The 18,172-nt window shown below is 70.6% G+C and carries 20 protein-coding genes; 12 read left to right on the forward strand and 8 right to left on the reverse strand.

Annotation, left to right across the window (positions count from 1 at the left end; genetic code table 11):
- The 3 genes from NR798_RS42455 to NR798_RS42465 are packed head-to-tail and all read left to right on the forward strand — an operon-like array spanning position 1 to position 1,462.
- Positions 1–393, forward strand: coding sequence for a DUSAM domain-containing protein (locus NR798_RS42455; protein ID WP_375768308.1), 393 nt, complete (start codon positions 1–3; stop codon positions 391–393).
- Positions 390–1,121 carry an AAA family ATPase gene (locus tag NR798_RS42460; protein ID WP_375768309.1) on the forward strand — a complete coding sequence of 244 codons (732 nt, stop codon included), beginning with the start codon at positions 390–392 and terminating at the stop codon, positions 1,119–1,121. The genes NR798_RS42455 and NR798_RS42460 overlap by 4 nt, the downstream gene beginning before the upstream one ends.
- An 8-nt stretch (positions 1,122–1,129) precedes the next feature.
- Positions 1,130–1,462, forward strand: coding sequence for a DMT family transporter (locus NR798_RS42465; RefSeq protein ID WP_375768310.1), 333 nt, complete (start codon positions 1,130–1,132; stop codon positions 1,460–1,462).
- A 3-nt stretch (positions 1,463–1,465) separates the two neighbouring features.
- On the opposite strand, the gene NR798_RS42470 is transcribed toward NR798_RS42465, so the two are convergent.
- From NR798_RS42470 to NR798_RS42485, 4 genes are read right to left on the reverse strand one after another with little or no spacing between them, the layout of a single operon-like run.
- On the reverse strand, positions 1,466–3,196 hold the full coding sequence (locus tag NR798_RS42470) for a hypothetical protein (protein WP_375768311.1): 1,731 nt from the start codon (positions 3,194–3,196) through the stop codon (positions 1,466–1,468).
- A 50-nt stretch (positions 3,197–3,246) separates the two neighbouring features.
- Entirely contained in the window at positions 3,247–3,738 is a 492-nt protein-coding gene (locus NR798_RS42475; RefSeq protein ID WP_375768312.1) for a hypothetical protein, read from the reverse strand.
- 15 nt (positions 3,739–3,753) lie between these two features.
- Positions 3,754–4,656, reverse strand: coding sequence for an oxygen-dependent coproporphyrinogen oxidase (gene hemF / locus NR798_RS42480; RefSeq protein WP_375768313.1), 903 nt, complete (start codon positions 4,654–4,656; stop codon positions 3,754–3,756).
- The gene (locus NR798_RS42485; RefSeq protein WP_375768314.1) at positions 4,653–5,408 is read right to left on the reverse strand and encodes a hypothetical protein; all 756 of its coding nucleotides are present in this window, start codon (positions 5,406–5,408) and stop codon (positions 4,653–4,655) included. The genes hemF and NR798_RS42485 overlap by 4 nt, the downstream gene beginning before the upstream one ends.
- A 227-nt stretch (positions 5,409–5,635) precedes the next feature.
- Here NR798_RS42485 and NR798_RS42490 point away from each other — a divergent pair, with 227 nt between their 5' ends.
- Positions 5,636–6,592 (forward strand): endonuclease/exonuclease/phosphatase family protein, encoded by a 957-nt coding sequence (locus NR798_RS42490; protein ID WP_375768315.1) that lies wholly within the window; start codon positions 5,636–5,638, stop codon positions 6,590–6,592.
- A 54-nt stretch (positions 6,593–6,646) separates the two neighbouring features.
- On the opposite strand, the gene NR798_RS42495 is transcribed toward NR798_RS42490, so the two are convergent.
- Entirely contained in the window at positions 6,647–6,931 is a 285-nt protein-coding gene (locus tag NR798_RS42495; protein ID WP_375768316.1) for a DUF3467 domain-containing protein, read from the reverse strand.
- A 63-nt stretch (positions 6,932–6,994) separates the two neighbouring features.
- Here NR798_RS42495 and NR798_RS42500 point away from each other — a divergent pair, with 63 nt between their 5' ends.
- A complete protein-coding gene (locus tag NR798_RS42500) occupies positions 6,995–7,807 on the forward strand; it encodes an alpha/beta hydrolase (protein WP_375773910.1) in 813 nt (270 codons plus the stop codon).
- Here NR798_RS42500 and NR798_RS42505 read toward each other — a convergent pair.
- Complete coding sequence (locus tag NR798_RS42505) at positions 7,773–9,143, reverse strand: MEDS domain-containing protein (protein WP_375768317.1); 1,371 nt, start codon at positions 9,141–9,143, stop codon at positions 7,773–7,775. The two genes, NR798_RS42500 and NR798_RS42505, sit on opposite strands and share 35 nt — an antisense overlap.
- A 253-nt stretch (positions 9,144–9,396) precedes the next feature.
- Between NR798_RS42505 and NR798_RS42510 the strand changes: the two genes are divergently transcribed.
- The 5 genes from NR798_RS42510 (at position 9,397) to NR798_RS42530 (ending at position 14,778) form a co-directional block, all read left to right on the forward strand.
- Positions 9,397–10,095 (forward strand): ABC transporter ATP-binding protein, encoded by a 699-nt coding sequence (locus tag NR798_RS42510; protein WP_375768318.1) that lies wholly within the window; start codon positions 9,397–9,399, stop codon positions 10,093–10,095.
- Positions 10,092–12,644, forward strand: a complete 2,553-nt coding sequence (locus tag NR798_RS42515) for an ABC transporter permease (RefSeq protein WP_375768319.1) — start codon at positions 10,092–10,094, stop codon at positions 12,642–12,644. The genes NR798_RS42510 and NR798_RS42515 overlap by 4 nt, the downstream gene beginning before the upstream one ends.
- Positions 12,645–12,648: 4 nt before the next feature.
- Positions 12,649–13,830 carry a lipocalin-like domain-containing protein gene (locus NR798_RS42520; RefSeq protein WP_375768320.1) on the forward strand — a complete coding sequence of 394 codons (1,182 nt, stop codon included), beginning with the start codon at positions 12,649–12,651 and terminating at the stop codon, positions 13,828–13,830.
- Between the two features lie 47 nt (positions 13,831–13,877).
- A complete protein-coding gene (locus NR798_RS42525) occupies positions 13,878–14,285 on the forward strand; it encodes a hypothetical protein (protein WP_375768321.1) in 408 nt (135 codons plus the stop codon).
- A gap of 76 nt (positions 14,286–14,361) precedes the next feature.
- On the forward strand, positions 14,362–14,778 hold the full coding sequence (locus tag NR798_RS42530) for a hypothetical protein (RefSeq protein WP_375768322.1): 417 nt from the start codon (positions 14,362–14,364) through the stop codon (positions 14,776–14,778).
- On the opposite strand, the gene NR798_RS42535 is transcribed toward NR798_RS42530, so the two are convergent.
- Complete coding sequence (locus NR798_RS42535) at positions 14,775–15,482, reverse strand: MBL fold metallo-hydrolase (protein ID WP_375768323.1); 708 nt, start codon at positions 15,480–15,482, stop codon at positions 14,775–14,777. The genes NR798_RS42530 and NR798_RS42535 overlap by 4 nt on opposite strands.
- A gap of 309 nt (positions 15,483–15,791) precedes the next feature.
- On the opposite strand from NR798_RS42535, the gene NR798_RS42540 reads away from it, so the two are divergent.
- Entirely contained in the window at positions 15,792–16,001 is a 210-nt protein-coding gene (locus NR798_RS42540; protein ID WP_375768324.1) for a hypothetical protein, read from the forward strand.
- A gap of 50 nt (positions 16,002–16,051) precedes the next feature.
- Here the strand turns inward: NR798_RS42540 and NR798_RS42545 are convergent, their stop codons facing one another.
- The gene (locus tag NR798_RS42545) at positions 16,052–16,582 is read right to left on the reverse strand and encodes an FHA domain-containing protein (RefSeq protein WP_375768325.1); all 531 of its coding nucleotides are present in this window, start codon (positions 16,580–16,582) and stop codon (positions 16,052–16,054) included.
- Between the two features lie 98 nt (positions 16,583–16,680).
- Here NR798_RS42545 and glpK point away from each other — a divergent pair, with 98 nt between their 5' ends.
- On the forward strand, positions 16,681–18,165 hold the full coding sequence (gene glpK / locus NR798_RS42550; RefSeq protein ID WP_375768326.1) for a glycerol kinase GlpK: 1,485 nt from the start codon (positions 16,681–16,683) through the stop codon (positions 18,163–18,165).
- Positions 18,166–18,172: the final 7 nt, after the last annotated feature.

Raw genomic sequence — 18,172 nt, forward strand, 5'->3', positions numbered from 1 at the left:
ATGGAGGCTTCAGACGCGGAGCTGGATGCGGTCTGGAACCAGTTATGGGTGCTGGAAAACCGGGTTCAACAGGGTGAAGCGCTGGCGCTCACCCAGGAAGTGCGAGACCTTCTGCAGCGCACCGCCCCCACGGTCGCCATCACCGAGGCACAGGCCCAAACGGCCCTCGACAGCGTGGAGAGCGCCACCGCTCTGCTCTTCACCATCCGGGCGCGCATCCGCGATGGCTCCCATCGCCTCAGTGATGCACTGCACCGGATGTATCGCCTTCGCGACAAAGGAGACCTCGACGGGGCACGCCAGCAGATGCGGGATGTGCTCGCCGCAGAGGTGGTCCCGTTGTACCGGGAGATTGCCGAGGGGCAATTGGAGGAGATGGCCGAGGACGCATGACACTGACCCGATCGCCGGAAGGGCCCCCGTTCCTCCTGGGAGCGTACATCGTCGAAGAGCGCGTCCAGGACTGGAGCCAGTTCCCGTTCCATCTGCCATACGTGAAGGAGCTCGACCTGACGCTCGACGGACCCGTCACCCTGTTCGTCGGGGAGAACGGCTCCGGCAAGTCCACCCTGCTGAGCGCACTCGCGGAGTTGGCGGGGCTGCCCGGGGGTGGCGGGAGCAGGAACGAGCTGCCTGATTCCGAGCGCCGTGCGTCCTTGCTCGCCGCCGCCGTACGCCCCAAGTTCAGGACCCGGCCACGGGATGGTTTCTTCTTCCGCGCGGAGAGTCTCCTGGACTTCGCCCGCATCCTGGACAAGCGGAAGGAAGACCCAGACTTCATGGGTGACCCTTATGCGCGGTACGGAGGGAAGTCGCTTCGGGAGCGCTCACATGGTGAGGGCGTCTCCGCCGTGTTCGGCGCGAAGAGACAGGGCGGGCTCTTCTTCTTCGATGAGCCCGAGTCCGCCCTCTCCCCCATGCGGCAATTGCAGCTCGTGAAGGCGATCGAGGAATCCGCGCAGGGCGGCGGATGGCAATTCGTCATCGCCACCCATTCGCCCATCATCATGTCCATCCAAGGAGCGCGCCTGCTCGACTTCGACCGCCCGGATCTTCCGCCGATACAGCCGGAAGAGACGAAACACTGGGCTGCCTTCAAGCGCGTCCTCTGCAAGGAGTAGCTCGAAGCATGCGCGCCTACGTCTATCTCGGCATCGCCATCCTGGCCGAGGTCATCGCGACCTCCTCCCTCAAGGCCACCGCGGAGTTCACCCGGCCCTGGCCCAGCCTCCTCGTCCTCGCGGGCTATGGCATCGCCTTCTACTGCCTCACCTTGTCGCTCCGGGTGATTCCCGTCGGCATCGCCTATGCCATCTGGTCCGGGCTCGGCATCGTCCTGGTCGCCACCGCCGGCTACGTGCTCTACCGGCAGAAGCTCGATGCCCCCGCGCTCCTCGGCATGGCCATGATTCTCGGCGGCTGCCTCGTCATCAACCTGTTCTCCAAGAGCTCCGCCCACTGAGCTTCACAGGCTGGCCAGCATGGCGATCATCAGCGCCGCCCCCACCAGGGTGATGATCGCCCCGAAGGCCAGCTGGCTCCACTGCTCCCGCTTCACCGCCGTGTCCTCGGGCGAGTCGCGCAGGCTGTGCAGCGCATTCCAGAGCATGTGCGCGCCCAGCCGCTTGTTCGTGCCCTGCCGGTCTCGGCCCGGGAGCTCGTCCTCCGGGTTCACGGACACCCGCGGGTCCGCCTGGGTCTTCAGGCCCGGAGGCAGCACCACGCCCTGAGGCGCGGCATTCGTCTGGAGCGCCAGCGGGGTGAGCTGCTCCTTCTGATCGAATCGCGCCTGCTCCGGCTTGGGCTGCTGCTGCACCTGCCGCTCGGCGGCGGGCTCGAACGGGCTGTCCTTCCGCGCCTGGGTGGCGGACTGGCCCGTCTCCGGAAGCTCGGGCGGCGCGGTGTGCTGCTCCACGGGAATGGACACCTCCGAGGGCAGCGTCTCCGGCCGGGGCTCGATGCGGACGTTGGCGAGCTTCTCGTTCAGCTCCTGCGGGGAGCGGGCCTTCAGCAGCTCCATGGCCACCTCCACCCCGTCCCGGCCGCTGTTCACGTCGTACAGGGCGGAGAAGCCATGCTCGGTGAGCACCTCGTGGAAGCGCGCACGTCCCGCCTCGCTCTGGCCCGCCGGGTCCTTCGCGTTCGCCTGGGCATAGGCCAGGAAGAAGGCCCAGAGGCGCGCGGTGCGCTCGGAAGGCGGCAGCCGCGAGGGACGAAGCTCCGCGCCCAGGAAGCGCAGTTCCTCGCCCAAGTGATGGGCGAGCGCTTCCTGCCCGATGGGCTCGGGAAACGCCGGCAGCAATTCCTCCAATGGCTTCGCGTCCCCGGACGCTTCCAGGCCGTCTGGCGTGGACACGGGCACCGGGACGGCTTCGGCCCCCTGGCGCGGAATCTCGACGGGACGCCGCTCGGGGAGCCGGGGCCGCTCCGCTGTCCTCGGCGAGGCCGGGTTGTCGAAGCGGGTACCGGGCTCCGCACCCTCCTGCGTCCGAGTTCGCACCCGGGGCCGCTCCCCAGTCGATAGCCGGGGCCGCTCGCCGGTCGGGAGCCGGGGCCGCTCGCCGGTCGGGAGCCGGGGCCGCTCGCCCGTGGCACGGGGGCGTTCCTGGCCCGGGTTCTCGAAGCGGGGGCCGCGCTCGGCATCGGCACCCTCCTGCGTCCGGGTGCGCAGCCGGGGCCGCTCGCCCGTCGTCCTCTGGGAGCCCGGGTCCTCGAAGCGGGGGCCGCGCTCGGCGCCCTCCTGCGTCCGGGTGCGCAGCGCGGGCCGCTCGCCGGTGGACCGAGGGCGCTCCTGTCCCTCGGGGCCCTCGAAGCGGCCGGCGGTCCTGTCCTCGCGGACCCTGCCGGAGCGCGCCTCGCCCCGGTTCTCCAGGCCGTCCTCGGTGAAATTCCAGATGCCCGTCGGCCTCGACTCCTTCGTCTCGCTCGGGCGCGGCATCTCCGCCTGCGTGGGCGCACGGCCGATGCGTGTCCGCTCCTCGGGCAGTCCGCCAGCACTCGGGGACCCGGCCTCCGCCGGAAAGCGGCCGATGCGCGTCCGCTCCTCGCGAGCCCCCCCGGCACCCGGGCCCGGTCCGCCATGGCCCGCAGTGCCGCCCTCGGAGGAACGGCCTGGGGCACCGCCCTCGGGAGAACGGCCCGGGGACGGACCGACGAAGGGTCCAGCACCGCCCTTGATGTTTCCGGCGTGGCTCATCCCCTGGATTGTCGTCCGGCCAGCGGACAAGTTGCCAGGGGGCCCCCTGATTACTCCGTCTCCCGCTCCACCTTCACCGGAGACGTCATCCCGTTGGCATCCAGGGTGACGCTGAAGACGGACACCTGCCCATCCCCATCCAGGTCCCCGCGCGCGATGCAGGTGACCTCCGCCTCGCCCAGGGGCGTCTCCTGCACCACCACCTGGTACTGGTAGTGGACGTGCTCGCCGGGGTTGAAACCGAGCTGCTTCAGGTGGTCGTCCGGCTCGAAGGGCAGGGGCTCGCCGCCCCGAGGCACCTCCCGGGGCACCGGGCCCGCCGCCAGGAAGACGCCGTGCTCGTCACGGAAGGACTGCACATCGCCACACAGGCGCAGCACGTTGACGCGCGCCTCGTTGGCGAGCGACGGATCCCCCACGCCTCCGCCTCGGCGGAGGAAGAAGAAGGCACCGCCGAGCACCACCAGGACACCCAGCACCACCGCCGCCAGCCCCAGCTTCTTCCGGGCGCCGCGCGGCTCGTCGGGAACGGGACTCTCCACGATGAACCCTCCTCCCTACCGGCCGCCGGCCCAGTCGCGCGGGTTGCGGAGCACCTCGACCAGCCGTGCCTCCTCGGAGCCGGGCGCCGGGTGGTGGTCGTAGCGCCAGCGCACCTGCGGGGGCAGCGACATGAGGATGGACTCGGTGCGCCCCTTCGTCTCCAGACCGAAGGTGGTACCCCGGTCCCACACGAGGTTGAACTCCACGTAGCGCCCGCGCCGCACCTCCTGCCAGAAGCGCTGCGCCTCCGTGAAGGGCAGGTCCTTGCGCCGCTCGAGGATGGGCAGGTACGCGGGGAGGAAGGCCCGGCCGGCGTCGCGCACCAGGGCGAACTCGCGCTCCAGGTCCCCGCCGAGGTTCTCGAAGAAGATGCCTCCTACGCCGCGCGACTCCTCGCGGTGGCGCAGGTAGAAGTACTTGTCGCACGTCTCCTTGAAGCGCGGGTAGTACGCCGGATCGTGCCGGTCGCACGCCTCCTTGTGCACCCGGTGGAAGTGCACCGCGTCCTCGTCATAGAGGTAGTGCGGCGTCAGGTCCGCCCCGCCGCCGAACCACGCCTTCCCGCCCTGGTGGATGAAGCGGTAGTTGGCGTGCACGGTGGGCGCGTGCGGGTTGCGCGGGTGGAGCACCAGCGAGATGCCTCCGGCCCAGAAGGTACGGCCCTCGCCCTGCAGCTTCTTCGCGAAGGCCTCCTCCAGCTCGCCGAACACCACCGAGGTGCTCACCCCGCCCTTCTCCAGCACCGCCCCGTCCTCCAGCACGCGGCTGCGCCCGCCCCCCCCGCCCGGCCGCTGCCAGGGGTCCTCGCGGAACCGGGCCTTCCCATCCATCTGCTCCAGCGCGCCGCAGATGTCGTCCTGCAGCCCGTGGATGAACTCCACCATCCGCTCCTTCAACCGCTCCACGTCCACCGTCATGGATTCTCCTGGGTCGCCACGGGCGCCTCGAACTGCAGGTTGGGCACCGCGGGCGCGGTATTACCCGCCGCGTCGAAGACCTCCAACTTCGCGCGATAGCTCTTCCCTTCCTCCAGGGCGAAGGCCCCGCCGCAGGCCTGGTGTCCCACCAGGGCCACGCCGTCGTGCAGCGGGGTGAAGTAGTGCTGGGGCGCCATGTCCTGGCCGCGCCGCCAGAGCGTCACCACCACGTAGGAGGGGCTGTCCTCGCGCAGGGACATGCGCAGCTTGACGAAGCGCTCCGTGCCCTCGCGGGTGCGGCGGAAGAGGCCCTCGCTCACGGCGGGGCGCTCGAGCCAGCGCGGGCGCGCCACGTCCTGCCCCCGGCCACTGTGCCACTCGGGCAGCGTGGCGCCCCCTCCGTTGAGCACCTTCGCCCCGGGCAGCACGTCGTCCAGGCGCAGCGTGTAGACGTGGCCCGGCTTGAGCGGGCCCGAGGGCCGCAGGACGACGGTGGAGCGCCCCAGGGCACTCGTCCAGCCGCGCTGGATGCGCACCTCCACCTCGTGGCCGTCCGCCTGCAGCCGCAGGACACGGCCCGGCAGCTCGGCCACCCGCGAGCTGAAGGCGCCGAGGCCCTCCAGGAGGAAGCGCGTATTGGTGGGGACCACCGCGCCGGGCATGGGGAACACCTGCACGCCATCCGACGGACAGTCGGCATGTGCGGCCGGAGCGGACAGCATCAGGACGAGGAGCAGGACGACGAAGTGCACGAGACCCCCGAGTCTGCGCTGACCCGGCGCCGGAGGCCAGCATCCGGACACAAAGCCCGGAGACTCCGTCCGCCAGGACACCCGGGCCATGACGCAACCCGCCGTCGGGGCCGGAAGCGGGCCCGGAAACTCGTGGCCAGCGGGAACGTCACCGAGTCTTTCGCCTGGCCGCGAGGTGGGCAGCCTTCCACCCCGCGCGCCCCATCCGCTCAACCCGGAGAACCCCCATGAACCGTCTGCGCCTGTCCCTGCTGCTGCTGACCTCGCTCGCCGCCGCGTGCGGTGGCACTCCCGACGACTTCGAGTCCGAGTCCGGGCTCGCCACGCGCGAGGATGCCGTCACCGTCCCCGCCCGGGGTACCGCCACCACGCTCGACTTCGGCAACTGGAACCTCGAGTGGTTCGGCTCCACCTCCAACGGCCCCACCAACGAGTCGCTGCAGCTGTCCAACGCGCGCGACGTCATCAACGGCGCCGACCTGGACATCTGGGGCCTGGAGGAGGTGGTGAGCGTCACCAGCTTCAACAACCTCGTCTCGCAGCTGCCCGGCTACGCGGGCCTGCTCGCCAACGCCTCCACCGTGACGAGCGGCAGCAGCTACTACAGCTCCAGCGAGCAGAAGGTGGGCATCGTCTACAAGACGAGCGTCGCCTCGGTGGTGAGCGCCCGCATCATCCTCACCTCGTATGACTATGACTTCGCCGGCCGGCCGCCGCTCGAGGTGAAGCTGCGCGTGAGCCTCAACGGCCGCACCGAGGACATCGTCGTCATCGTCCTGCACGCCAAGGCCTTCAACGACTCGACGAGCTGGCAGCGCCGCTCCAACGCCTCGCAGGCCCTCAAGTCCTACCTGGACAGCACGTACCCCACCACCAAGGTGATGGTGTTCGGCGACTGGAACGACGACGTGGACACCTCCATCACCTCGGGCAAGGCGTCCCCGTACAAGAACTTCGTGGACGACTCGCTCGACTACACCTTCCCCACCAAGGCGCTGTCCGACGCGCGCATCTCCACCACCGCCAGCTACCCGGACGCCATCGACCACCAGCTCGTCACCAACGAGCTCCAGGCGGCCTACGTCGCGGGCTCGGTGCAGGCATACCGGGTGGACGCGTACATCTCCAACTACAGCAGCTCCACGAGCGACCACTTCCCCGTGCTCTCCCGCTACACGTGGTGAGCGGCCGCTGACGAGGGAGCCTCCCGCCCGTGCCCCCCGCGGGCGGGAGCGCCCTCAGTGCCGGCCGTCCTCGGATAGGACGATGGGGCCAAAACGCTCCTCGTGCTTGGAGACCCCCTCCTGGAGGACGGCCAGCAGGCGCTTGACGTGCTTGGGGTTGAGGATGATGCGCGAGCGCACCTTGGCGCGGGGCTGCTGCGGCTGGACGTAGATGAAGTCCAGGGTGAACTCCGTCTCCGTGTGATTGACGACCGCCATGTTGACGTAATGACCATTGGCCACGTCGTCATCGAGTTGAATCTGCAAGGAGACATCGGGGGGCTTGGGCGTATCCGACATGGGGGGGGGCATACCGCCAGAAACGCACGGTGACTAGACTGAGTCATGGTGCGAGCACAGCGGATGGACCCGGAGAAGACGGCGCCGTTCGAGCTGGGGCGGGGAGAGGATGCCTGCCTCCTGCTGCACGGCTTCACGGGGAGCCCCTGGGACGTGCGCCCGCTGGGCGAGGCCCTGGCGGCACGAGGCCTGTACGTGCGGGCCCCGCAGCTCCCGGGCCATGGCTCTACCCCCGAGGCCCTGTTGAGCGTGAGCCATCGCGACTGGGCCCAGGCCGCGGCCCAGGCGCTGCTCTCCCTGCGAGGCTACCGGCGCATCTTTGTCGCGGGTTTGTCCATGGGGGCGCTGCTGGCGCTGCGGCTCGCGGCGGACTACCCGGAGCAGGTGCAGGGGTTGGCACTCGTCGCGCCAGCGCTGCGCTTCAAGGGCCCGCACATGTGGCTGCTCAAGCGGCTGCGGCGCCACGGGCTGCTCGAGCGGGTGAAGCCGTGGGTCTACAAGACGGGCACGGACGTGTCGGATCCGGCGGTGCTGGCCGAGGCGCCCATCCTCCCGGCCTTCCCCTCGGCGCGGCTGCAGGACCTGTGGGAGTTGCAGGACATGGCGATGAGCGTGGTGAACCGGGTGCGCAGCCCCGCGCTGGTGGCGGTGGCCGAGCAGGACCACGTGGTGGACCCCGCGTGCGGCCAGGTGCTGGTGCGCGGCCTCACCGCCTCGCCCCAGGTGCGCTTCATCTCGCTCAGCGCCGGCTTCCACATCATCCCCCGGGACAAGGGCGGGCCACTGCTCGCCTCCGAGGTGGGGAGCTTCTTCGACCGGCTCCGGCCTGCTCCGGCTGAGACTACGCCCACGCGCCCAGCGGCAGGGACACCGTGAAGGTGGAGCCCTCTCCCAGACGGCTCTCCACCGAGATGTCGCCCCCGTGCGCCTGGACGATCTCCCGCGCGATGTAGAGCCCCAGCCCCAGGCCACTGGCCTCGCTGGCGCTAATGGCCCGCTCGAAACGCTCGAAGATGCGCGCGCGGTCCTCCTCGCGCAGCCCGACGCCCTGGTCCTTCACGGACAGGTACACCCGCGCCCCATCGGCCGCGACCTCGACCCGCACCGGCTTGCCCGCGCCGTACTTGAGCGCGTTGGACAGCAGGTTGATGAGGACTTGCTCCAGCCGGCTCCTGTCCCAGTATCCCAGCACCTGGGGCCCCGGGGCGACGTCGAGCCGCACGCCCATGTGCGTGAACTCCCCCGAGATGCGGTCCACCACGTCCTCGGCGAGCTCGCGCACCTCCATGTGCTCCAGCTCGAGCACCATCTTGTTCGCGTGGATGCGCGAGACATCGAGCAGGTCGGACACCAGCCGGGACAGCCGGCGCAGCTGCCGGTCCGTACGATCGATGATGCTGGTCACCTTCTGCGGCGTGAAGGACGCCCCATCCCCACGGGACAAGGCACGCGTGAGGGACTGGACCTGGAGCTTGAGCGACGTCAGCGGCGTGTTGAGCTCGTGGCTGGCCACCGAGAGGAACTCATCCCGGGCCTGGACGGCACGCTCCAGCTTGCGCTCGGCGCCCCGGAAGCGCTGGAGCTGTTGAATCATCCACTCCACGCGCTGCTCGGGGGAGCCCTGGCCCAGCACCATGGCGGGCGTCTCGTAATAGAGATTGGGACACACCTGGTTGCCGAGGATGGCCACCGGGTGGGTGCGCAGCACATCGCGGATGAGGTCCGCGCCGAAGCGCTTGCGGTTGTACTGGCAGATGGCCGAGACCCGGTTGCCCGGGAAGAAGTCGCTCACGAGGGCCTCGTACTCGATGAGCCGGTCACACCCGCACTCCTGGCCCAGGGCCCACGTCATCTCGGCCGCCACCCGGAAGCCCGTCCGGCCCGCGGCGGCCGCCTCCCGCACGGTCTCCTCCAGGAAGGAGATCATCGCCTGCGGGTTGAAGGCACCGGAGGCGAGATAGGCCTCGCGCTTGGTGGCGAAGACGAACTGGCCCGAGCGCACGTGCGCATCGATGTCCACCCCGTGAGCGATGAAGGCCTGCCGGACCTCGTCGAGACCTCGGTCGTCGATGACGTACAGACAGGCCTCGTTGCGCGCCAGACCCTCGGCCATGTACGGAATCACCGCGTCCCACTGCTCCTCGGCGTTCTCGTAGACGAGGCACAAGTGGTCGCCGTGGCCCATGCGCTGAAGCTCTCGCTGAATCTCCATCCGCTCTTGTTTCCTTCTGCTCCGCTGGCTGAGGAGCGGGTGTAGGTAGTTAGAGGACAGAGGAGACAAACCCTGGACGCGCGGCATTCCGCCCCTTGGGACACGGCCACATCACCACGGGAGTGCCTCCCCGCCTGCTCAGCAGTGGGGCGTGCCTTTTCGCGGTATTCGTCGGGACAGGCGGGCTGACGAGGACCTGTTTCTCACACGCAACGTGCATAGGGCTCGCGCATCCATTAGGGACTCCTCCCGCATGCCCCCCGCCCAGCCCGTTGTCGAAATCCTCGACGTCTCCAAGTCCTACGCCGAGGGCGATGCCGTCCGCGAGGTGCTCTCCAACGTGCGCCTCACCCTGCACGCCGGCGAGTTCGTCGTGCTGCTCGGCCGCAGCGGCTCGGGTAAATCCACGCTTCTCAACCTCATCAGCGGCATCGATCTGCCCTCGCGGGGCACGGTGCGCGTCGACGGCCGCGAGCTCGTCACCCTGAGCGAGCACGAGCGCACCCTGCTGCGCCGCGAGCGCATCGGCTTCATCTTCCAGGCCTTCAACCTGCTGCCCACCCTCACGGTGGAGGAGAACATCCTCCTGCCCCTGGAGCTCACCGGGCGCGACAGCCCCAGCTCCCGCAACCGGGTGCGCGAGCTGCTCGACACCGTGGGCCTGGGCAACCGGGCCGCGAGCTTCCCCGACCGGCTCTCCGGCGGCGAGCAGCAGCGTGTGGCCGTGGCCCGCGCGCTCGCCCATACCCCGCCCCTGCTCCTCGCCGACGAGCCCACCGGAAACCTCGACGAGCAGACGGGACGCAAGGTGTTGGACCTGCTCGAGGGCCTCACGCGCCGTGAGAAGGCCTGCGCGCTCATCGTCACCCACGACCCGGGCCTCGTCGCACGCGCGGACCGGGTGCTGTCGTTGGAGACGGGCCGGCTCGTCGAGCGGGAGGCCCGCGCGTGAAACAGCGACTCCTCATCCGCGCCAGCCTGCGCCACCTGGGCAGCCACCCGTGGCTCACCGCCCTGTCCCTGCTGGGCATCGCGCTGGGCGTGGCGGTGGTGGTGTCCATCGACCTCGCCAACGCGAGCGCCATGCGCGCCTTCGAGCGCTCCACGGACACGGTGGCGGGCCGCGCCACGCACCAGCTCGTCGGAGGGCCCTCGGGGCTGCCCGAGTCCGTGTACCGCGACCTGCGTCTCCAGCCCGGCGCGCCCCTCTCCGCCCCGGTGGTGGAGGGCCACGTGCGCGCGAGGAGCGGTGACCGGCGCACCCTCACCGTGCTGGGCGTGGACCCCTTCGCCGAGGCCCCCTTCCGCTCCTTCGTCCCCCGGGGCGGCGGCAGGGTGGACCTGGGCGCCCTCCTCACCGAGCCCGGCGCCGTCCTCCTCACGCAGCGCACGGCCCAGGCGCTGGACGTGAAGGCCGGAGACCCGCTCGTGGTGGGCATGGAGGGCGTGGCGAAGCAGCTCCGCGTGGTGGCGCTGCTCCAGCCCGCCAACGAGGGCAGTGCCCAGGCCATGGAGGGGCTGGTGCTCACCGACCTCTCCACCGCGCAGGAGGTGCTCGGCCAGGTGGGGCGGCTCTCGCGCATCGACCTCAAGCTGCCCGGCGGCGAGGCCGGGGAGGCCCGGCTGGCGAGCCTGCGCCCGCTGCTGCCCGAGGGCGCGGAGGTGGTGCGGCCCCAGGCCCGCGGCAACGCGGTGGAGCAGATGACGCGGGCGTTCCGCACCAACCTCACCGCGCTGTCGCTGCTGGCGCTCGTGGTGGGGACGTTCCTCATCTACAACACGATGACCTTCTCGGTGGTGCAGCGGCGCGAGCAGCTCGGCCGGCTGCGCGCGGTGGGCATCACCCGGCGCGAGCTCTTCGCCCTGGTGCTCGGCGAGGCGGCGGTGCTGGGCGCGGTGGGCACGGTGGCGGGGCTGCTGCTGGGTGTCGTCCTGGGGCGCGGGTTGATGACACTCGTCACCCGGACGCTCAACGACCTGTACCTCGTGGTGAGCGTGCGCAACCTCTCGCTGGAGCCCTTCACGCTGATGAAGGGCGTGCTCCTGGGCCTGGGCGCGACGCTGGCCGCCGCGATGCTCCCCGCGTGGGAGGCCGCGCGCTCGGCCCCCGCGGTGACGCTGCGCCGCTCCATGCTGGAGGACGTGTCGCGCAACCGGGCGCCCCGGCTCGCGCTGCTGGGCCTGGCCGTCCTCGCGTTGGGCGTGGGGCTGCTGGCCCTGCCCACGCCCGAGCTGCTGCCGGCCTACGGGGGTCTCTTCGCGGTGCTGCTCGGCGCGTCGCTGCTGGTGCCCTGGTTGACGGCGAAGCTGGCGGGCCTCGCGGCGGGTCCCCTGGGGCGGCCCTTCGGACTGCTCGGGCGCATGGCGGCACGAGGCGTGACGTCCAACCTCAGCCGCACCGCCGTGGCCCTGGCGGCGCTGATGGTGGCGGTGGCCACCACGGTGGGCGTGGGGCTCATGGTGACGAGCTTCCGCGGCACGGTGTCCGACTGGCTGGAGTCCTCGCTGGAGGCGGACATCTATGTGTCCCCGCCCGCGCTCGTCACCCGGCGGGGCGGCGCCACCTTCGCGCCGGGGCTCGCCGAGCAGATCCGCTCCACACCCGGCGTGGCGAGCAGCAGCACGCTGCGCACGGTGCAGGTGCGCGTGGACGGCGTGCCCACGGACTTGCGCGCGGTGGACTTCGGCAACACGCCGGTGCGCCCCTACCGCTTCAAGGAGGGAGACGCCGAGCGCGTGTGGAAGGCGCTGGAGGCGCCGGACGCCGTCATCGTCTCCGAGCCCTTCGCCTTCCACCGCCGCCTGGGCGTGGGCGGCACGGTGGAGCTGGCCACGGACCAGGGCCCGCGCCGCTTCCGCGTGGCGGGCGTGTACTTCGACTATGGCTCGGACATGGGCACGGTGCTGATGCAGCGGAGCACGTACCTGCTCCACTTCGACGACGCACGCGTGAGTGGCGTGGCCCTCTACGCCGAGCCCGGGCAGGACGTGGACGCGCTCGTGGCCCGGGTGCGCGAGCGCGCCGGGAACGTGCAGGCGCTCGGCATCCAGTCCAACCGCGCGCTGCGCCAGATGTCGCTGGAGGTGTTCGACCGCACCTTCACCATCACCCATGTGCTGCGGCTGCTCGCGGTGGGCGTGGCCTTCATCGGCGTGTTGAGCGCGCTCATGGCACTGCAGCTGGAGCGGGCGCGCGAGCTGGCGGTGCTGCGCGCCACCGGCCTCACGCCGCGCCAGCTCTGGGGCCTCGTGTCCCTCCAGACGGGGCTGCTCGGCCTGCTCGCGGGGCTCTTCTCGCTGCCGCTCGGCGTGGGGCTCGCGTACGTGCTCGTCCACGTCATCAACCAGCGCTCCTTCGGGTGGACGCTGCAGCTGCTCGTCTCCGGGGACGTGCTCACCCAGGCGATGGTGCTGGCCCTGTCGGCGGCGGCGCTCGCGGGCCTGTACCCATCCTGGAAGATGTCGCGCGCCAACCCCGCCCTGGCGCTGAGGGAGGAGTGAGGCCATGCGCGGACGCGGACTCGTCATCGGCGTGACGGTGGTGCTGGTGGGGCTCGCCGCGGGCGCGGCCTATGTCACCCGGGACACGTCACCACCTCTGGAGAACGCCCCGGCGCTGAAGGTATCGGAAGCGCTCGGAGGCGGGGCGGGTGCCGCCAAGGGCTACACGCGGGCCCTCGAGCCCCGGGAGTTCCACTTCCCCGAGGACCACGGCCCCCACCCCGGCTTCCAAACCGAGTGGTGGTACTGGACGGGCAACCTCTCCACGGCGGACGGGCGCGACTTCGGCTACCAGTTCACCCTCTTCCGCAGCGCGCTGGCTCCCGGGGACACGGAGCGCGCGTCCGCGTGGGGCACGCGGCACCTCTTCATGGGGCACCTCGCGATCTCGGACCTCCGCGGCGGGCGCTTCCACGCCACCGAGCGCTTCAGCCGCGAGGCACTGGGCCTCGCGGGCGCGCGGACCGAGCCCTTCCGCGTCTGGCTGGAGGACTGGAGCGCCGAGGCTACCGGGGACGGAGCCCTGCCCCTGCGGCTCACCGCCCGGGGCGAGGACGTGGCGCTATCGCTGGTGCTCGAGGCCGGCAAGCCGCCGGTGCTCCAGGGAGACCGGGGCCTCAGCCAGAAGGGCGCCGAGAAGGGCAACGCGTCCTATTACTACTCGCTCACCCGCATGCCCACGCGCGGGCAGGTGACGGTGGACGGCCGCGCGTACGAGGTGACGGGCCAGAGCTGGATGGACCGCGAGTGGAGCACCAGCGCGCTCGGCCCGGAGCTGGTGGGCTGGGACTGGTTCTCGCTCCAGCTCTCGGATGGCGGCGAGCTCATGTACTACCAGCTGCGCCGGCACGACGGCACGGCGGACACGTTCAGCGCGGGCACGCTCATCCCCGCCCAGGGCGAGCCCGTGCACCTGTCGCGCGAGGACGTGCGGCTGGAGGTGGCGGACACCTGGAAGAGCCCGCACAGCGGCGTGGAGTACCCGGCCCGCTGGCGGCTCGCGGTGCCCTCGCAAGGTCTGGCACTGGACATCACCCCCGCGCTCGCGGACCAGGAGCTGCCGGTGACTGTGCGCTACTGGGAAGGCTCGGTGCGCTTGTCGGGCACGCACGCTGGCCAACCGGTCCAGGGCCGTGGCTACGTGGAGCTGACGGGCTACGGCGACACTCCCATGCGAGGACGCTGAGGGAGGGCCGGAGGTGCAGCATCGCGCCCGTCGGGGGGAGCCGCACCATGCCGCAGCCGCGCGAGTGGACCTTCGGGATGCACCGGGCCTGGTTCGAGCCCCCGGACGTGCTGTGGATGCGGATTCGCGGAGAAACCTCGCTCGAGGATGCCGTCACCATTCTCGAGCTCTACCGCGAGGTGGGCCGGCAGCAGCGCTTCTTCCTGGTGACGGACCTCTCGGAGGCCACCTCCGTCGACCTGAAGGCCCGGGACCACGTCTCCTGGAACTTCCAGACGGAGTGGTTCCACGGCGCCATCTACATCGGAGCGGGGCTGATGCAGCGGGCGGTGGCCACGAGCATGAGCTTCTTCCATTCGCTGACCGGCCAGGCGACGCGCCCCCAGCATTTCGTTTCGACAGAGAACGAAGCGCGCGTGCTCATCGCCGAGGAACGCTCCCTGCTCGACAGATGACGCGAGTCTTCCAGGGGTCCTGCTCGCCCTCTCCACCCTGACGGGTAGGATGCGCGCAACCGCCATCGGGGGAGCCATGACCATCCACCGCGAGTGGAAGTTCGGAACGCACACCGCCCATTTCGAGCAGCCTGACATCCTCTGGGTGAAGATCCACGGGGAGACCACCCTGCAGGACGCCATCTCCTTGTCGGAGCTCTACGCGGAGCAGGGGAGCAAAAACCCCTTCTTCGTGGTGACGGACCTCACCGACGCCACCTCCGTCGAGACGGAAGCCCGGGAGCACGTCTCCAAGAGCATCAACCCCACGTGGTTCATGGGCTCCGTCTACATCGGAGCGGGCTTCGTGCAGAAGGCGGTGGCCAAGAGCCTGGCCTTCGTGCACGCCATGACGGGCAAGCTCACCTTCGACATGCACTTCGTCGCCACGGAGCAGGAGGCCCGCGAGCTCATCGCCCGCGAGCGTGCCCAGCGCAGCACCCGGGTGGCCTAGAAGACGGCCATCTGCTCGACCGGCTCGTCACGCGCCTGCAGCGGGCGCGTGTTGTAGGCGAGCGCCTCCTCCAGGCGCGCGGGCTTCTCGGCCCGCGGAGACGTCATCAGCCGGATGAAGGCCTCGTGGTCCAGCCGCAGGCGCGGGTTGGTGAGGCGCTCGTGGCCGATGGTGCTGAACGTCCTCCCGCCATAGTCGTGCGCGGGGAAGACGAGCGTGTCCCCGGGCAGCGACAGCAGCCGCTGGAGGCTGAGGTACTCGGCCTCGGCATCGCCCGTGGGCAGGTCCGTCCGGCCCGTGGCGCCGATGAGCAGCGTGTCGCCGGTAAGCACCCGGTCCTCCATCACCAGCGCCATCGCGTCCGCGGTGTGCCCCGGGCTGCCCCAGACGGTGAGGTGCACGTCGCCCACCATCAGGACGTCGCCATCCCGCAGCGTCCGCTGCACCGAGCCCTCGGGAGCCCCCGCGTGCACCGCGCCCGTCATCCGGGCCAGCTCCCGGCCTCCCGACAGGTGGTCCGCGTGCGTATGGGTGTCCACCACCATCACCAGCCGGAGTTGGTCCTTCGCCAGCCGCTGCATGTAGCCGGGCACCAGCTCCAGCACCGGGTCCACGATGAGCGCCTGGCGCGTTCGCGGGCTGACGATGAGGTACGTGCGGCAGCTCGCCCCGCCGTTCAGCTCCTCGAAGATGAAGCCCTTCATCCACTCCCTCCCTCACCCGGGAGCACCGCCGCCCCCGGCACGCGGACAAGGTAGGCACTGCCGGCCCACCGCATGGCCGGACACAGCCCCGAAGGCACCCGGACGCCTCCTGGTGGACGGTGCGGCGGAGAATGGGACGGGCGCTACAGCCCGCTACCGGAAGGGAGCGAGCTGCCGTCAGCGGAGCGAGCAGGCAACCGGGCCCCGGCTCGCGCGCAGGCTGACCCGCGCCCCCTCCACCCCCAGCTTGAGAGCGCACACGCACCGCGGGAATGAACTCGCGGGCGGCACTCACATGGGAGCGACAGCATGGCCCTCGCCAAGAAGGCACTCGGCGCTTTGATTCTCTCGAAGTTCTTCCAGCGGCCCCGCAGCCCCTGGTACCGGCGCAACACCTACGCCCGGCGCCCCGCGGCCGGATTCCTCCTCGGCCTCACGCCGCTGGGCCGCTTCAGCCTCGGCGGCCTCGCCATCATGGCCGCGCGCCGCCTCATGGCCCGCCGGCAGCTTCCCGCCTGACCGGAGACCCTCACCCCGACCCTCTCCCAGCGGGAGAGGGAGGAGTGGGCTCAGCGGTTGACGGGGGCGGCCATGGCCAGGTGCGCGTGGAGCGTATCGGTGCGCACGTAGAGGAACTGCGCGTCGCCGAAGGACAGGCCATCCCCGTCGACCAGTTGCTGCTCCTGCTCTCCCAGCGCGATGGCGTTGACGAAGGTGCCGTTCATCGAGCCCGCGTCGCGCACGTAGCAGTTGCCATCGGCCGCGCTCCAGCGCACGAGCGCGTGGAACTTGGAGACGGACGGGTCGTGGATGACCACCGAGCTCGTCTCCAGCCGGCCCACGGCGAACACCTCGCCGTCCGTCTTCGGCTTGAGGAAGAGGACCTGCAGGTACTCGAAGCCCTGCAGCATCGCCATCAGCCGGTCCGCCAGCCGCGAGCGGTGGGCCATGTACACCGTGCGCGCCCCGCCCATCTGCTGGGCCACCCGCTGGAAGACGGGGGCGGGGGGCTGTTGGATGAGCGCCACCGGGCCGTGCTCGGACTGGAAGGTCCTCACATCCACCTGGGGCAGCGCCCGTAATTCCTTCACCGAAGGCATGGCGCGCAGGCTAGGCGCCCAAGCCGCGCGTGCCAAGGGCCCTGGCTCGGGTATGGTGCGCCCGCACACCACCCAGGCAGCCTCAGGAGGCTTCATCCATGGCGAAGGCCAAGTACGTGCTGGCAGTGGACCAGGGCACCACCGGGACACATGTCTCCATCCTCGATGACAAGCTCCGGGTGGTGGGGAGCTCCTACCGCGAGTTCACCCAGTACTTCCCCAAGCCCTCCTGGGTGGAGCACGACCTGGAGGAGATCTGGACCAGCGTCGAGCAGTGCGTCCGCCTGGCGCTGAAGGACGCGCAGCTCGCGGGCAAGGACATCGCCGCGGTGGGCATCACCAACCAGCGCGAGACGTCCGGCCTGTGGATGCGCGAGGGCGGCAAGCCCCTGAGCCACGCGATTGTCTGGCAGGACCGGCGCACCTCGGAGCACTGCGCGCGGCTGCGCCAGCAGGGCGAGGAGGCCCGGGTGCGCCAGACGACGGGCCTGGTGCTGGACCCCTACTTCTCGGGCACCAAGCTCACCTGGATGCTGGAGCACCTGAAGGGAGCCCGGAAGCGCGCCGAGAAGGGCGAGGTGTGCTTCGGCACGGTGGACACGTGGCTCGTCTACAAGATGACGGGGGGCCAGGCGCACGTCACGGACGTGTCAAACGCCAGCCGCACGCTGCTGATGGATGTGAACCGGCTGGCGTGGGACGACGGCATGCGCACCCTCTTCGGCGTGCCGGCGGCGTGCCTGCCGGAGATTCGCGGCTCGGCGGAGAGCTACGGCACCACCCGGGGCATGAAGAGCCTGCCGGACGGCATCCCCATCAGCGGCATGGCGGGAGACCAGCAGGCGGCGCTCTTCGGGCAGGCGTGCTTCGCCCCGGGCGAGTCCAAGTGCACCTACGGCACCGGGGCCTTCCTGCTGATGAACACGGGCGAGACGCCGGTGTACTCGAAGGCGGGGCTGCTCACCACGGTGGCGTGGAGAATCAATGGCAAGACGGCGTACGCGCTGGAGGGCAGCTCCTTCATCGCCGGGGCGGCGGTGCAGTGGCTGCGGGATGGGCTGAAGGTCATCAAGAAGGCGGGGGACGTAGAGCCGCTGGCGGCGAGCGTGAAGGAGAGCGGGGACGTGGTGTTCGTCCCGGCGCTGGCGGGCCTGGGGGCGCCGCACTGGCGTCCGGAGGCGCGCGGCCTCTTCGCGGGCATCGACCGCTCCACCACGGTGGCGCACCTGGCGCGCGCGGCGCTCGAGGGCGTGGCGATGCAGATTCACGACCTGGCCGAGGCCATGCGGCGCGACAGCGGGCGGGAGATTCCGTCCTTCAAGGTGGACGGAGGGGCATCGGCCAACAACCTGATGATGCAGTTCCAGGCGGACATGCTGGGCACGGAGGTGGTGCGGCCGCAGAACTTGCAGACGACGAGCCTGGGGGCGGCCTTCCTGGCGGGCCTGGGAGCGGGCGTGTGGAGCAGCACGGACGCCATCCGCCGCGCCTGGAAGGTGGGCAAGGTCTTCAAGCCGAAGATGAAGCCCGAGGTGCGTGAGCGCTACCTGACCAAGTGGCGGCGCGCGGTGGAACGCGCCTGAGACAGCG

The sequence above is a fragment of the Archangium gephyra genome (assembly GCF_042230915.1).
GTDB classification, from domain to species: Bacteria; Myxococcota; Myxococcia; order Myxococcales; family Myxococcaceae; genus Archangium; species Archangium gephyra_B.